Source organism: Celerinatantimonas sediminis (genome assembly GCF_046054195.1).
GTDB lineage: Bacteria > Pseudomonadota > Gammaproteobacteria > Enterobacterales > Celerinatantimonadaceae > Celerinatantimonas.
Genome location: NZ_JBEQCS010000009.1, coordinates 1 through 14,383, shown reverse-complemented (window position 1 = coordinate 14,383; position 14,383 = coordinate 1). Strand labels below are relative to the sequence as shown.

The window sequence follows — 14,383 nt, the reverse complement described above, 5'->3', positions numbered from 1 at the left end:
GTAAGAGAGACGCATTGTTATTTAAAATTATTAGTTTTTATCTCATATAGCCAAATATTATATTTATATGAATATTTATTTTAGCGATAACAAAGTAGCAATGTCTATGGATGATTAATCTTTACTAACGGTTAATTAGTACTTTCATGTATAATTATAACTGATTGATTTTTGATGATATTTTTATCTATAACAGTTCGCTATTAATTCAATTTGAGTTAAACGCCGTAATTTGTGATACCAAGCAGAAGAAGCGCTTTGTGTCTATGCTAGTAAATATTTTCTAAGTCACTCTTTTTGACATATAAAAATAATCAGAGGAGAACATAGATGGCCAATCCAATGAATCGCTGTGCACAAGTCATTCTTTTTCTTGTCTTGTGTGCTTGGGGCGCAATGGCATTTGCCTCAGAGCAGACTATTCTGACCATCTCTGGACATATCCAACCAGCAGATAATTCGCATGAAGTGAATTTTACGCTTGATGATTTACAAAAATTGCCCCAACAAAATTACAAGACGGCAAATCCTTGGGTGAATAAGCCTCATCAGTATCAGGGACCACTGCTAACTGATATATTAAAAAGTGTGCATGCTAAATCGATGCGTTTAACATTAGTTGCTTTAAATGATTATCGAGTCAATATGGATTTGGCGAAGGTATTAAAATATCAGCCAATTTTAGCTTGGTCTGATGATGGTAAAACCATGAGTGTGCGTGATCGTGGGCCTCTTTGGCTGATGTTCCCGATTAGTCGTTACCCAAAAGAACTTAAAAACACACGCTTTAATTCTTATATGATCTGGCAGCTTCGAAAAATAATTGTGAACCAATAATGGACCTAAATGGGTATAAAGAAACGCTTTAAACAATCCCAGTTTTTCAATGTCGGCATCCTCATCATTATCGCTGGATTTCTTCTGGCAAGTTTTGTGGCTGCGTATAAGGTTTATCAAACCTCTAGAACCATTGCCCAGCAACCAAACTCTGCTGTTTGGGGATTGGTTCAGCTGCAAGAAGAACATCGGCGTTTTATTAATACCTTGCAACTTTATAAATATAAAGGGGTGAGTAAGCAGCAATTACTATTTCGTTACAATATTTTGTGGAGTCGTTTCCCGGTCCTTTTAGATGGCAATGAATCAGCATATCTGCGCCAGATTAGTGGTGCCAATGCGCTAATTCGCGATATGTTTTCCGAAGTGCAGCGCATTGAGCCGATTCTTGAAGGATTGCCTCGTAGCGAGATAGAAATCCCTAAAATCCTTCATTGGCTGGAAAATTTCAGTGGGCCTGTCAATGTCTTAGTGAACCGCGAATTTCATCGTATTCAAGAATCCCAGAGCCGTCTGCAAGCACAATTACTCTCCCAGCAAAAGTTTTTAACTTATGCATTGGCTGGGTTGTTTTTCTGCTTTGCCTTATTGGTCGTTGTTATTGTCATTCAAGGATACCGTTATCGCTGGCTGAGAAGTCATGATCCTTTGTCGAAATTGTTAAATCGGCGCGCTTTAAATAATCGTTTGCAGCATTATCTAGATGAAAATATTCGAGTTGTGTTGGTGGGTATTTCATTTGAGAAGCTCGCTGTCTGGATGAGCCAGTTGCAAGTGAATCCATTAGCGCAGCTCAGTGAGCGGCTCAAAGCGACCGTTCGTCAGTCTCTTGGTAAAGCGGTGCTAGAGTTTGCAAGGTTTAGTGAAAACGAGTTCGCTCTGGTTGTTGATGCAGAGTATTATTCTGCGCAATTAATTGATAAGTTTTATCAGCAGCTGTGCCTGACGCTGATTCTTGCTGAACAAAGTTACCAGTTGCGCGGTAAATTAGTCTTAGTGGAAAACATCCATCAGCTCAAACAAGCTGGTGAAGGGCTGCAGCGTTTAACTTTAGCTTTTGAGCAAGCTCGCAGCAAAGATGAGCCCATTTATTATTATCGCCATGAGCTTGTTGCTCGTGAGCAGCGCTGGATTGAGCTTTGTGAACAGTTCCAAGAAGCGATAGCTAATACCCATCTGCAAATTCTTTATCAGCCAGTTTTGCGGGTCAATCATAAAATGCCGGTTGCTCTGCAAATGCGCCTGCGCTGGATTCACCCTCAATATGGGCGTATCGAACATGAAGAGCTTTTAAAATTAGCAGAGCAAACCCAGCTCACTTCCCAGCTTAAAGAACATTGGTTAGCGCTGGCCTTGGCACAACATCGCTACTGGTTCAGTATCGGTCATGAGCGCTTGATGTTGTTATTTTCCTTGCCAGTGAATTGGCTCGATGAGCCATTTATCCAACTGCTCGTTCGCAAGCTCAATGAATTTCAGATCCCAGTGCAGCAATTTATGTTGGCCTGCCAGCAAGACAATCACTATGTGGGAACAACGCAGCGCTACCTGTTGAAAAAGTTACATCAGGCCGGAGTGCGCATTTTAGTCGATGATAATGTGGCTAACGGCGCAAGCTGGCAGCAACTGCTGCGCTCTCGTTATGAATTTGTACGTTTAACGGTTCCGCTAAGTGCCGAGCTGACCCAACCACAACGCATTATGCAGCTCGATGCTCTGGCTAATTTTATGAAAGAGCTTAAATTAACCGTGATTTTTGAAGGGGTGAGTAATCGCGAACAGCTGTATCAGATTGAAACAGCGATGCCTCAGGCTTACGTTTGCGGAGCTGTGTTTGCACCGTATATGCCAGCTGAGCAAACGGAGCTATATCTAAAAGAGTTGCTAAATCCTGCCTATTAAGAGTGCAGGCGAACATAAGGCATTGAGCCACAAGAATGGGTCAATACCTTATGCCGTGGAGGTTAGCCCAGTAGCTGTTTAAATGATGCCAGCGTTTTATGTGCTAGTTCGATTTTAACCACTAATGCTTCTAAGACCGTTTTAAAGCTTTGTTCATCTTCACTTTGTTGCAATCTGAGTAGATCATTGGCCAGCTCTTCGACGTACGGCAAGAAATGGTCGGACTCAGTGCTAAACGGACTGTTATCAACGAAAATTTTATCGAACTGACCCAATCCATCAGCTTGCTGCGCGCTAATGACTTTATCGGCATCAACGGCTTTATGATAGATAGCTTTAATATTGACTTTAAGCTGCTCGATGACTTTTTCTTGATTCATGACTCATCTTTGGTTGAAGTTACTGATTGCCCATTATAGCAGACTTAATCCGAGATCCTGAGGGGTCTTGCTAGGTTTATGTGGCTCTTCTCGCACCAGCCGAGGAATTAAAAAGCCCGGCAATAGTTCATGTAACTTGCGCATAATGGCGACAGCTCTTTCGTGGCTGACATCGAAATGACTCGCCCCTTTGACTTTATCGAGCAGATGCAAATAGTAGGGTTGAATATCTGCATCAAATAGCGCTTCACTAAGGTTTGCTAGGGTTGTGGCATCATCATTAACACCCGCCAATAACACGCTTTGGTTTAACAGCCACACGCCGCGCTCTTTGAGTGGTTTTAACGCTTGAATGAATGTGTCAGAAACTTCATTGGGATGGTTAACGTGCGTGACCAAAATCGTTTTGAGTCGGCATTGGGCGAGCAGTTCGACTAATTCGTCAGTGATTCGGTTGGGCAAAACTACAGGCAAGCGTGAGTGGATCCGTAGCCGTTTTAAATGAGGGATCTGTGCCAGCGCATCAATTAATTTGCCAAGATGTCGATCATTAGCCATCAACGGGTCACCGCCTGAGAAAATCACTTCGTTGATTTCAGGGCGCTTGGCGATGTAATCAATTGCAGCTTGCCAACCATGACTCCCCGGCGCGTTATCTTGATATGGGAAGTGGCGGCGAAAACAATACCGACAGTTAATGGCGCAGCCGCCTCTGACAATCAGCAGCACGCGATTGGTGTATTTGTGTAATAGCCCCGGTACCGGGCCTTGCTGCTCTTCAAGCGGATCGCTACTAAATCCCGGCGTTTCGATAAATTCTTGACGCGCTGGTAAGACCTGCTTAAGAAGAGGGTCTGCTGGATTGTTTGGCTCTATGAGGCTAGCAAAATAGCGCGGAACTCTCAGTGCAAAGAGCTGTTTTGCTTGGCGGTCTTCGGTAAAATCATCGGGATTTAAACCGACAAATTCAAGGATCTCATCAACCGATGTGATCACATCTGCGAGCTCTTTTTGCCAATAGTTATGCAAACTATGGCTGTTTCGGGTTACAATTTGCGTCATTTGAAAAATGAATAATTGGTTTAAGAGGAAATAATGGCAACATATAGTACCAATGAATTCCGTTCCGGGCTAAAGATTATGCTCGATGGCGAACCATGTGCCATCCTGGAAAATGAATTTGTAAAGCCAGGGAAAGGACAGGCATTTAACCGCGTAAAAGTGCGTCGCTTACTCAACGGTAAAGTACTGGAAAAAACTTTCAAATCTGGTGATTCTGTCGAAGGGGCAGATGTCATGGATATGGAAATGGCCTATCTATATAACGATGGTGAATTCTGGTATTTCATGGATAACAATACATTTGAGCAAATAGCAGCCGATGCAAAAGCTGTTGGTGATAATGACAAATGGTTGGTTGAACAGGACCCATGTGTGATTACCACTTGGAACGAAGCCCCGATTGCTGTTACTCCACCCAACTTCGTTGAGTTAGAAGTCACTGATACTGACCCAGGTCTTAAAGGTGATACTGCTGGTACCGGTGGTAAACCTGCAACTTTAAGCACTGGCGCTGTTGTGCGTGTACCTCTGTTTATTCAGATTGGTGAAGTGATCAAAGTTGATACTCGAAGCGGTGAATACGTGAGCCGTGTAGCTAAATAAAGCGGGTTTTCACGAATCTATCTGTTACAAAAGGCCTGCGATTGCAGGCTTTTTGTTTCGTTAGCGAGTCAGCATTTGGAGCAATAACACCGCGCTTGCAATCGTGACCACAAATGCAAGCCCATAACATAGCCATTTATGCACCGCGCAGCTTTTAACCCCTAAATCATGCAAACCGTGGTAAATACGGTGCATCGCATGCCACATGGGCAGGCTAATAATGACCCACAAAATTAGCGCCCCAAGCCAGTGACTTGCCAATATTGCAACTCTTGAAAAGGTGTAGGTATCACTGGTGAGAATACCAAGTGGAATAAGTAGTCCCGTGATTAGAATACATACCGGGGTGACAATGGCGGCAACCATTCCACCGGCCCCAAATAATCCCCAAAAAATTGGTTCATTAGAACGTTTCATAGCTCCCCCTAAACACTGACAATCACTAAAATGAGAAGGCTGACGATGGCGAGCAGCGCATACATCGATTTAACGATGACGCTATCGGGCAGTTTTTTGCCTTTAAACCAGATATCAGCAGCTTTGGGCGCGAGGTCAAACCAAGTCACACTATGGTAGAGGACCCAAAACAGCGCCACCAGATGAAAGAGAATGGCAACCGGGCTTTGCATCGCTTGCAGCCAACTGGCAAACGGTGCTTCTCCTTGCGCTAAGCGAAACAGCCCGCACAACAACACTAGGCTGTAAATGGCTGTGACAATTGCTGAGCCTTCTCGGATCATGTACTTCAGATAAAAGCTGTTTTTCAGCCACCAGTTATGTTTGACCGGGCGAATATAGGGTTGACGAATCGACATACTTATTTCTCCCGTTTAATCAGATTGAGTAGATAATCTTTACTGCTGGCAACTTTTCCAAGCTGAATCGCAGCTGCTGGGTCAACATCTTTCGGGCAGACTTGAGAGCAGTAACCGACAAAAGTACAGCCCCAAACACCTTCTTCCTGATTGAGAACTTCCATCCGCTGCGCTTTACCTTCATCGCGGCTATCTAAGTTGTAGCGATGTAAAAGCGCAAGAGCCGCGGGACCGGTAAAATCAGGATTGAGTCCATATTGCGGGCATGCGGCATAACATAATCCGCAGTTGATACACATCGAAAATTGTTTATAGCGTTCCAACTGTGCGGGTGTTTGAGTGGTGCAACCGTCGGCAACATCGCGGGGTGTTTGGGTGATGATATACGGTTTAACAGACTGCAATTTTTCGACAAAGCCGCTCATATCCACGATTAAGTCCCGCTCAATCGGAAAATTCGCCAAAGCTGCAACGCTCATCTCCCCTTGCTCTTTATAATCACGCAGAAATGTTTTGCAGGCCAGTTTTGGAATATCATCGACCATCATGCCGCAGCTTCCACACACGGCCATCCGGCACGACCAGCGATAAGCAAGCGATGAATCGAGGTTATCTTTGATATATCCCAGTGCATCTAGGAGCGACATCTCTTTGGTGTAGGGAACCTGAAAGTCCTGTATCGTTGGTTTGCTATCGTAACCTGGGCGATAGCGATGGATGTGTAAAGTGAGTTCTTCAGCCATCATTATGCTCCCTTCGTTTCGCTGGCAGCCTGTTCAGAGGCTGCTCCATAAGAGCGAGTTGCTGGTTGTGATTTAGTAATCGTCACGTCTGAATACTCGATTTGTGGCAATTGCTCGCTTTGATAAAACGCCAAAGTATGTTTAAGAAAGTTTTCATCGTCACGTTGCTCATAACCATCTAGGCGCTGGTGGGAGCCTCGAGACTCTTTGCGATGCAATGCACTCACTGCCATCGCTTGGGCAACATCAAGCAAGTAGCCCAATTCAATGGCATAGAGCCACTCGGTATTATAAACATCACACGAATCACTCAGTTTGATGTTTTTATAGCGCGCTTTAAGCTCAGTTAACTTATCGATACTTTGTTGCATGCCATCTTGGGTACGATAAATGCCAACGCCAGCTTCCATGCAATCGCCCATTTCGTTACGTAATGTCGCTGGGTTTTCACTCCCATCAGGGTTTTTAATCGCCATGACCTTATCAAGGCATTGTTGGGCGAGTTGCTCAAGTGGCGCGGCATCACTAAACGATTGGGTTTTAGCAAAGTTTGCCGCATGCTCACCTGCGATTGCGCCAAAGACAATAATTTCACTTAATGAGTTTGAACCGAGCCGATTGGCTCCATGTAAACCGACCGAGGCGCATTCACCGACTGCGTAAAGGCCTTGCATGCTGGTGGCACAGTGGCCATCCGTTGCAATGCCGCCCATGGTGTAATGCACCGTTGGACGCACTGGAATCGGCTCTTTAATCGGGTCTACGCCCATATAAGCTTTGGCAAGTTCGCAGATAAATGGCAGGCGTTCATTAAGGTAAGTCGCACCTAAATGGCGAAGGTCAAGGTTGACGTAATCACCAAGAGGACCTTGAATCGTACGGCCCTTTTGCGCTTCTTGATAAAAGCTCTGGCTGAGCCGGTCGCGAGGGCCAAGTTCCATATATTTATTTTTAGGTTGCCCAATTGGCGTTTCTGGTCCCAATCCATAATCTTGCAGGTAACGATAACCATCTTTGTTGGTTAAAATCCCGCCTTCACCGCGGCAGCCTTCCGTCATCAAGATCCCCGTGCCAGGAAGCCCCGTAGGATGATACTGCACAAATTCCATATCACGCAGAGCAACGCCATGGCGATAAGCCAGTGCCATGCCATCGCCAGTGACAATACCGCCGTTGGTATTGTAGCGATAAACACGCCCCGCGCCGCCGGTTGCAATAACAACCGATTTAGCCTGAATCAACTTCGCTTCATGCTCCATTAAATCGATAGCTAAAATCCCTTGGATTTGGTTGTCTTTGGTGATGAGATCGACAACAAAATGTTCATCGAAACGCTGAATCGATGGATACTGCATCGAGGTTTGAAATAACGTGTGCAGAATATGAAAACCGCTTTTATCGGCTGCAAACCAAGTCCGCTCGATTTTCATGCCACCAAAACGACGAACATTTACGCTGCCATCAGGTTTGCGAGACCATGGGCAACCCCAGTGTTCAAGTTGGATGAGCTCTTGTGGGCAACGCTGGACAAACTCATCAACGACATCTTGATCGCACAGCCAATCGCCTCCTGAGACGGTGTCATTAAAGTGATTGTCAAAACTGTCATGTTCTTGCACGACAGCAGCGGCGCCACCTTCGGCAGCGACGGAATGACTACGCATCGGGTATACTTTAGAAATTAGAGCAATGTTAAGATCAGGTTCGGTGCGGGCGATCTCGATAGCACAGCGCAGACCAGCCCCTCCGGCTCCGATAATGGCAACGTCCGTCTGAATCAGTTTCACGGCGTTCTCCTTGGCGGTTAATATGCACCTTGTATTGTGGCTTGCCTAATGGGGGACTTGTTGATTGAAGTCAACAGTTTGTTGTTCCTTTTAACATTAGTTAATCGAATTTGGATTTGCTCACACCAAGAGCAAATTTCTGACAGAAAAGGCAATTATTTCATGAGTAGTGAATCAGCAGAGCATTCTGCTAACTGGCAACCGAGTGCTAGTATTCAGGCACTGCAAAAACGGGCCAAGTTGTTGCAATCTATCCGGCAATTTTTTAGTGACCGAGACGTTTTAGAGGTCGATACACCCGCGCTAAGCCAGTGTGGGGTAAGCGATCTGCATCTGCGTAATTTTGCCACCGAGTTTGTTGGCCCAGGTGCCCCCGATGGTCAGACTTTGTATTTGCAAACTTCGCCTGAATTTCATATGAAACGGCTACTCGCAGCAGGTAGTGGCGCTATTTATCAAATCTGCAAAAGCTTTCGTAATGAAGAAGCCGGACGTATTCATAACCCTGAATTTACCATGTTGGAATGGTATCGCCCCGGTTTTAGCCACCATCAGCTTATGGATGAGATGGACGATTTACTCATGTCGTTACTTAAGTGTGAAAAAGGTGAGCGAATGAGTTATCAGCAAGCATTTAGGCACTATTTAAATATCGACCCTCTATGCGCGACAACCGATGAGATAGTTCAAGCGGGCAAAGCGTTTGCAATCGAGCAGCTGTTAAGCGAAGAGCGCAATCGAGATAGCCAGCTGCAAATTCTGTTTGCTCTGGGGGTCGAGCCTAATATTGGTCAGCAGCGCCCTTGTTTTATCGAATATTTTCCAGCATCTCAAGCCGCTCTAGCTCGCGTAAATCCCGATGATGGTCGCGTCGCTGAGCGCTTTGAAGTTTATTTTAAAGGCGTTGAGCTTGCCAATGGCTTTCATGAGCTAAGTGATGCCAAAGAGCAGCGCGCACGCTTTGAACATGACAATCAACTGCGCGCTGAAAATAATCTGCCAGCAATGGCTTTAGATGAAAATTTGCTCGGAGCGCTTAGCGCCGGACTGCCAGATTGTTCAGGCGTGGCTTTAGGCCTTGATCGCGTGTTTATGTTAGCTTTGGATGCGCCACAAATAACCGATATTCTAAGCTTTGGTGTTGAGCGTGCTTGATGCACATTTTTAGCGTTGGTGTTCGCCAGCTTTGCGAGCGGTTTGCTAATAGTGGCTCTTTGGATAGCCGTTTTTTGCCTGCCCCGACCGGAATCGCCGGGATCATGGCGCAAAAGGCTTATCAGCACAAACAAGATAAGAGCTATCAGCGTGAAGTGAAATTAACGGGGCGCTGGCAAAATGAGTTAGCTATTTTAAATATCAGTGGCCGGGCAGATGGAGCGGGCATTGCTGAGAATGGCGCTGATTATTTAGAAGAGATCAAAACGCTTAAAATGAGCGCGGAGCAGGTCAGTGAGAGCTCTCGCAACGTTCATTTTTCTCAGCTGTATGTTTACGCTTATTTGTGGTGTGAGGTTAATGAGACGGATTCGGTCTCATTGGTTTTAACCTACTTGGATGAGGCGAGCAAAGTCCTTGCGCAACATCGAAGAGATTATCAGCATTCGCGCGATAGTGAGCAGATCCAGAGCTGGTTTGCTCGATTTATCCGCTGGCAATTGCGCTACGATGCGCTTAAAAATGAGCGTAATGAAGCGTTAAGCTCCCTTGCGTTTCCTTATTCTCAATTTCGCCGCGGGCAACGAGAGCTCGCCACCGGCGTTTATCGAACCATTGCTCAGGGCAAACAATTGTTGGTTGAAGCGCCAACAGGCATTGGTAAGACATTAGCAACCTTATTTCCTGCTGTTCGCCAGTTAGGCCAAAGTATCGATAAAGTTGTGTATTTAAGTGCTAAAAACTCAACCCAGTATCTGCCGTTAAAAACAGTTGAACAGCTCAATACCCAAGGGGCGAAGCTGCGCGTGTTAGTGCTCACTGGTAAACAGCGCGCCTGTTTAAATCCCACCGGAGCATGCCTGCCAAGTTGTCCTTATGCCGCTGACTTTTATGAGAAATTTTATGCTGTCGGGGAGTCATTACTGGAGCGCTCTTTGCTTGATTTTACCGCCCTTGAACAACACGCCAAAGAGCAGCAAATTTGCCCCTATTTTTTAGCGCAGATGTTGGCTCCATGGTTTGATGTCATCATCGGGGATTATAATTATGGGCTGGATAATGAAGGCTCATTAAGCTGGCTGACCGAGGCGCAAAAAGAGCGGTATGCGTTATTGGTCGATGAAGCTCACAACGTTAATGAGCGCGCTAAATCATTATATAGCGCTGAGCTTAATCAATCGCGGCTTAAGCGCATTGCAAAGCATCACTACGATAGTTCAATCGATAAAACTTTAAGGTCCATGCGCAGCCAACTGACTCGGTTGGTTAATAGCGAGCTGACAAGCTCTTTGCTAGTCACTATTGAGCCGCCGCAATCATTGCTTAAAGCCGCAAGGCGTTTTAGCTTAAGTTGTGAGCAGTATCTGGCACAACATGGCTCTTTGGACGAGGCTCTGCTGGAAGTCTATTTCGAGGTTTATAAATTACTGGAGTTAAGCGAGCAGTTTAGCGAGATTTATCGTTATCAATTAGAGCGTTGCCCGAGCTTTCAATCAGATAGCCCTGCGACAATTTTATTGAAGCTCACCTGTCTTGACCCAGCCCCACTTTTAAAAAAGCGTTGGGATAACGCCCATTCAATCATATTGTTCTCTGCAACTTTACAGCCCTTAGCAAGCACGGCCCGCTCGGTTGGGTTAAATGATGAGCACTATCAGCTTTGTCTGCCAAGCCCTTATGACCCTGCATCTCAAGGCATTTTTCTAATTGGGGATATCTCAACGCGTTATCGCCATCGCAGCCAAAGCTATGCTCCACTGGCTCGTTTGATTGCGCAAAGTTTTAAAGCCCAGCAGGTCAATCAACTGGTATTTTTCCCATCATTTGCTTATTTGCAAAGCGTCGCTGAGTTGCTTGATGACGATTTGGCGCCATTGCTCCAGAGCTCGCAAATGAATGATAACGAGCGTGAGCAGTTTCTAGCGCAGCTTGCCAATACCGACCAGCCAACTTTAGGGCTTGCCGTGCTTGGTGGTATTTTTTCAGAAGGCATTGATTTAAGTGGTGCTCAACTATCCAGCGTGATGGTGGTTGGAGTTGGGTTAGCGCAGTTTAATCCAAGTAACGAATGTCAGAGAACCTATTTTGATAATCGCGGTGATGATGGCTTTGCACTTGTTTACCAATATCCGGGCATGCAGCGCGTCGTCCAAGCGGTGGGACGATTGATTCGAAGCGATGATGATGTCGGCACTGTCGTTTTGGTGGACGATCGCTTCAGCCAAAATGATTATCAAGCTCTATTGCCAGATCATTGGCGCTGGCAAGTATGCTCCAGCACTCAGGTGCCGGAGCATTTACGTTTATTCTGGCAAAATCTTACTCAGACTCAGACTCAGACTCAGACTCAGACTCAGACTCAGTGCGAAAATCACCCAGATGCGCCCCCATTCGAGTAACTTCACCGCGGCGAACGCTATCAGCAAGTTCAATTGCTTTGCGCCCGAATAGTAAAATTACCGTCGAGCCGAGTTTAAAGCGGCCCATCTCTTCGCCTTTTTTAAGGCTGACCGGTGTTGGTGTCTGGTATTGCCAAGTGCTGATATGGCCACCTGCCGGGGCGACAGTTCCAGCCCAGACGGTTTCAATACTGGCAACAATTGTTGCACCTACTAAAACCATCGCCATAGGTCCAACTGCGGTATCAAAGATAGTGACAACGCGCTCGTTACGAGCAAATAGCTCAGGCACATATTGCGCGGTTACAGGATTAACTGAAAACAGCTCACCTGGAATATGCACCATCGTGCGCAGCGTTCCATCGATTGGCATGTGGACGCGGTGATAATCTTTAGGCGAAAGATAAATCGTGACAAATTGACCATCAGCAAATTCGTTGGCTAAGGCTTCATCGCCACCGAGCAGCTCGCGAGCGCTGTAATCGTGCCCTTTGGCTTGGATGAGCCGGTCAAAACGCACCGGACCAATCTGGCTCACGCGGCCATCGACAGGTAGCGCAAGCGTCGTCTCACCTTCAACCAGCGGCCGAGCCCCAGCTTTGAGCTCACGGGTGAAAAACGCGTTGAAACTTGGATAGTTTTGCGCATTGCTATCAAGCGCCTCGCTCATATCCACTTTGTAATAACGAATAAACTGATTAATCACCCAAGTAGTCACGCGACCACAATGAGCGGATGCTAAATAGCCCAATAATCGAGACAACAATTTTTTGGGAAGAATGTACTGAAAAGCGACTTGTAATTTATCAAGCACGTGTCGTAAACCTCATAAAATTAACGTGGGGGAATATGTCGTGCAGGGCGTTTTTCTACCATGCTTTGCAAAATACGCAAGTAACTTTGATAACGCCGCTCACTGACATCACCGTTTTTGACTGCTTCGACAAACGCACAGCCTGGATCATTTTGATGTTTACAGTCTCTGAATTTACAGTGTCCTTGTAGTTGGCGCAGCTCACGAAATCCGTAAGTGACCTCATCATTTTCTAAATGCCACAGTGAAAATTCACGAATTCCGGGAGAGTCAATCAAACGGCCACCATCTGCGAGTGGATATAAGCGGGCGGTTGTCGTGGTGTGTTGGCCTAAACCCGAGTTATCGGATACCTCTTGAGTATGGGCACAAACCTCTGGCAGCAGGGTATTAACCAGCGATGATTTGCCTACCCCCGATTGCCCTACAAAAATGGTCGTTTGGGCTTTTAGATGCTCCTTAAGCTCATCTAAACCATGCTCGGTTTTGCTGCTGGCATACAGAATTTGGTAACCAAGTGATTGGTATTGCTCAAGAATCGGTAAAACCTGTTGGCGCAGTTCTTCGTCAAGAAGATCGACTTTATTGAGTAATATGACCGGTTGCAGGTGGGTGTTTTCAATGGCTACCAGATAACGGTCAATAATGTCGCTGGAGAACTCCGGTTTAAGCGCACTGACAATGATGACCTGATCAATATTGGCGGCAATGGTTTTAAGCCCATCATAATAATCGGGTCGAGAAAGCTCGCTGCGACGGCTCTGAACCGCTTCGACGACACCTTTAATACCCGAGTGAGTCTCATTGCCTCGACGCCATAGAACTTCGTCTCCGGTGACTAGCGAGTTAACCGTCCGGCGAATATTGCAGCGGAATATCTCGCCGCTGGCTGATTGAATATCAACATGCTGACCAAAGCGGCTGATGACAACGCCATCTTCGCTTTTACCAAGTTGCTCATCACTCCACTCATAACTTGCTTCGTTGTGAAGGCGTTTTTGGGCATTGGCCCGCATTCTGCGTAATTGACCCTGATTGAGTCGTTTCTTTTTGGCCACAATGTCGCTTTTAAACTGTTAAGATAAAGGTCTATGATAACGCATTTGCGTTAGACAGAAAATTTTAGTGTTAAAAGGTGAATTATGACCGTAAGTGCAACAAATCTGATTTGGGTTGATATGGAGATGACAGGGCTCAATCCGCTGCAGCATAAAGTGATTGAAATCGCATCCATTGTCACCGATTCACAGCTGAATATTCTTGCCGAAGGGCCGGTTATTGCAATTCATCAAGATAAAGCTGAACTTGACGCGATGGATGAGTGGTGCACAACTCATCATACTAGCTCTGGGCTGGTGGCTCGAGTGCTTGAGAGTAAAATTGATGAGCAACAGGCCACTGAGATGTGTCTGGAATTTTTCCGTCAATGGTTGCCTGAAGGTGTTTCACCTATGTGTGGCAATTCAATTGGTCAGGATCGCCGGTTTATGGCGGTGCACTTACCCAAGCTTGAGCAATTTTTTCATTATCGCAATATCGATGTTAGCACCGTTAAAGAGTTGGCAAGACGCTGGCGTCCTGAACTTTTAGATGGCGTTAAAAAAACGGGGACTCATTTAGCCTTGGCTGATATCCGTGAATCGATTAGTGAATTGCAACATTATCAGCAGACATTTTTTAATTTGGATGCAAAGTAATCAGATTTAAAGCAAATTGCTAAAAATACAAAAAAGGGGTTGCCAAGGAAAATATTTCTCGTATAATTCGCAGCCCTGTAAGGCATGAGAACTTCTCGTGTTTTTGCAATTGTGATGCGGCACTAGCTCAGTTGGTAGAGCGCGACCTTGCCAAGGTCGAGGTCACGAGTTCGAACCTCGTGTGCCGCT

The 14,383-nt window shown here is 45.8% G+C and carries 14 protein-coding genes and 1 tRNA gene; 7 read left to right on the top strand and 8 right to left on the bottom strand.

Annotated elements, in window-relative coordinates:
* Positions 1-330 precede the first annotated feature (330 nt).
* Both ABTQ23_RS11710 and ABTQ23_RS11705 read left to right on the top strand, forming a co-directional pair.
* A complete protein-coding gene (locus tag ABTQ23_RS11710; RefSeq protein WP_408615920.1) occupies positions 331-837 on the top strand; it encodes a putative pterin-binding protein in 507 nt (168 codons plus the stop codon).
* A gap of 9 nt (positions 838-846) precedes the next feature.
* Positions 847-2,739, top strand: a complete 1,893-nt coding sequence (locus tag ABTQ23_RS11705; protein WP_408615919.1) for an EAL domain-containing protein — start codon at positions 847-849, stop codon at positions 2,737-2,739.
* A 62-nt stretch (positions 2,740-2,801) separates the two neighbouring features.
* Here ABTQ23_RS11705 and ABTQ23_RS11700 read toward each other — a convergent pair whose 3' ends face one another.
* Entirely contained in the window at positions 2,802-3,119 is a 318-nt protein-coding gene (locus ABTQ23_RS11700) for a hypothetical protein (protein ID WP_408615918.1), read from the bottom strand.
* Between the two features lie 33 nt (positions 3,120-3,152).
* Positions 3,153-4,181, bottom strand: coding sequence for an EF-P beta-lysylation protein EpmB (epmB, locus tag ABTQ23_RS11695; RefSeq protein ID WP_408615917.1), 1,029 nt, complete (start codon positions 4,179-4,181; stop codon positions 3,153-3,155).
* 33 nt (positions 4,182-4,214) lie between these two features.
* Between epmB and efp the strand changes: the two genes are divergently transcribed.
* A complete protein-coding gene (gene efp / locus ABTQ23_RS11690) occupies positions 4,215-4,784 on the top strand; it encodes an elongation factor P (RefSeq protein ID WP_408615916.1) in 570 nt (189 codons plus the stop codon).
* Positions 4,785-4,844: 60 nt separating this feature from the next.
* On the opposite strand, the gene frdD is transcribed toward efp, so the two are convergent.
* Genes frdD through frdA form a run of 4 tightly spaced genes read right to left on the bottom strand, consistent with a single transcriptional unit; the run spans position 4,845 to position 8,129 of the window.
* Positions 4,845-5,201: a fumarate reductase subunit FrdD gene (gene frdD, locus ABTQ23_RS11685; protein ID WP_408615915.1), complete on the bottom strand. Its 357-nt coding sequence runs from the start codon at positions 5,199-5,201 to the stop codon at positions 4,845-4,847.
* An 8-nt stretch (positions 5,202-5,209) separates the two neighbouring features.
* Positions 5,210-5,599: a fumarate reductase subunit C gene (locus ABTQ23_RS11680; RefSeq protein ID WP_408615914.1), complete on the bottom strand. Its 390-nt coding sequence runs from the start codon at positions 5,597-5,599 to the stop codon at positions 5,210-5,212.
* Positions 5,600-5,601: 2 nt separating this feature from the next.
* A complete protein-coding gene (locus ABTQ23_RS11675) occupies positions 5,602-6,342 on the bottom strand; it encodes a succinate dehydrogenase/fumarate reductase iron-sulfur subunit (RefSeq protein ID WP_408616038.1) in 741 nt (246 codons plus the stop codon).
* Between the two features lie 2 nt (positions 6,343-6,344).
* On the bottom strand, positions 6,345-8,129 hold the full coding sequence (frdA, locus tag ABTQ23_RS11670; protein ID WP_408615913.1) for a fumarate reductase (quinol) flavoprotein subunit: 1,785 nt from the start codon (positions 8,127-8,129) through the stop codon (positions 6,345-6,347).
* 162 nt (positions 8,130-8,291) lie between these two features.
* Between frdA and epmA the strand changes: the two genes are divergently transcribed.
* Together epmA and ABTQ23_RS11660 are read left to right on the top strand one after the other, a co-directional pair.
* Positions 8,292-9,284, top strand: a complete 993-nt coding sequence (gene epmA / locus ABTQ23_RS11665) for an elongation factor P--(R)-beta-lysine ligase (protein ID WP_408615911.1) — start codon at positions 8,292-8,294, stop codon at positions 9,282-9,284.
* The gene (locus ABTQ23_RS11660) at positions 9,284-11,683 is read left to right on the top strand and encodes an ATP-dependent DNA helicase (protein ID WP_408615910.1); all 2,400 of its coding nucleotides are present in this window, start codon (positions 9,284-9,286) and stop codon (positions 11,681-11,683) included. The genes epmA and ABTQ23_RS11660 overlap by 1 nt, the downstream gene beginning before the upstream one ends.
* Here the strand turns inward: ABTQ23_RS11660 and asd are convergent.
* Positions 11,604-12,497, bottom strand: coding sequence for an archaetidylserine decarboxylase (gene asd / locus ABTQ23_RS11655; protein WP_408615909.1), 894 nt, complete (start codon positions 12,495-12,497; stop codon positions 11,604-11,606). The two genes, ABTQ23_RS11660 and asd, sit on opposite strands and share 80 nt — an antisense overlap.
* A 20-nt stretch (positions 12,498-12,517) precedes the next feature.
* On the bottom strand, positions 12,518-13,555 hold the full coding sequence (rsgA, locus tag ABTQ23_RS11650) for a small ribosomal subunit biogenesis GTPase RsgA (protein ID WP_408615908.1): 1,038 nt from the start codon (positions 13,553-13,555) through the stop codon (positions 12,518-12,520).
* Positions 13,556-13,639: 84 nt separating this feature from the next.
* On the opposite strand from rsgA, the gene orn reads away from it, so the two are divergent.
* Positions 13,640-14,194 (top strand): oligoribonuclease, encoded by a 555-nt coding sequence (orn, locus tag ABTQ23_RS11645; RefSeq protein WP_408615907.1) that lies wholly within the window; start codon positions 13,640-13,642, stop codon positions 14,192-14,194.
* A 116-nt stretch (positions 14,195-14,310) separates the two neighbouring features.
* Positions 14,311-14,383: transfer RNA gene (locus ABTQ23_RS11640), tRNA-Gly, on the top strand.

Coding starts and splice junctions, on each gene's coding strand:
- ABTQ23_RS11700 (WP_408615918.1), bottom strand. CDS start 3,119: ATGAATCAAGAAAAAGTCATCGAGCAGCTTAAAGTCAATATTAAAGCT.
- frdD (WP_408615915.1), bottom strand. CDS start 5,201: ATGAAACGTTCTAATGAACCAATTTTTTGGGGATTATTTGGGGCCGGT.
- efp (WP_408615916.1), top strand. CDS start 4,215: ATGGCAACATATAGTACCAATGAATTCCGTTCCGGGCTAAAGATTATG.
- ABTQ23_RS11660 (WP_408615910.1), top strand. CDS start 9,284: ATGCACATTTTTAGCGTTGGTGTTCGCCAGCTTTGCGAGCGGTTTGCT.
- ABTQ23_RS11705 (WP_408615919.1), top strand. CDS start 847: ATGGGTATAAAGAAACGCTTTAAACAATCCCAGTTTTTCAATGTCGGC.
- ABTQ23_RS11675 (WP_408616038.1), bottom strand. CDS start 6,342: ATGGCTGAAGAACTCACTTTACACATCCATCGCTATCGCCCAGGTTAC.
- orn (WP_408615907.1), top strand. CDS start 13,640: ATGACCGTAAGTGCAACAAATCTGATTTGGGTTGATATGGAGATGACA.
- epmB (WP_408615917.1), bottom strand. CDS start 4,181: ATGACGCAAATTGTAACCCGAAACAGCCATAGTTTGCATAACTATTGG.
- ABTQ23_RS11680 (WP_408615914.1), bottom strand. CDS start 5,599: ATGTCGATTCGTCAACCCTATATTCGCCCGGTCAAACATAACTGGTGG.
- epmA (WP_408615911.1), top strand. CDS start 8,292: ATGAGTAGTGAATCAGCAGAGCATTCTGCTAACTGGCAACCGAGTGCT.
- ABTQ23_RS11710 (WP_408615920.1), top strand. CDS start 331: ATGGCCAATCCAATGAATCGCTGTGCACAAGTCATTCTTTTTCTTGTC.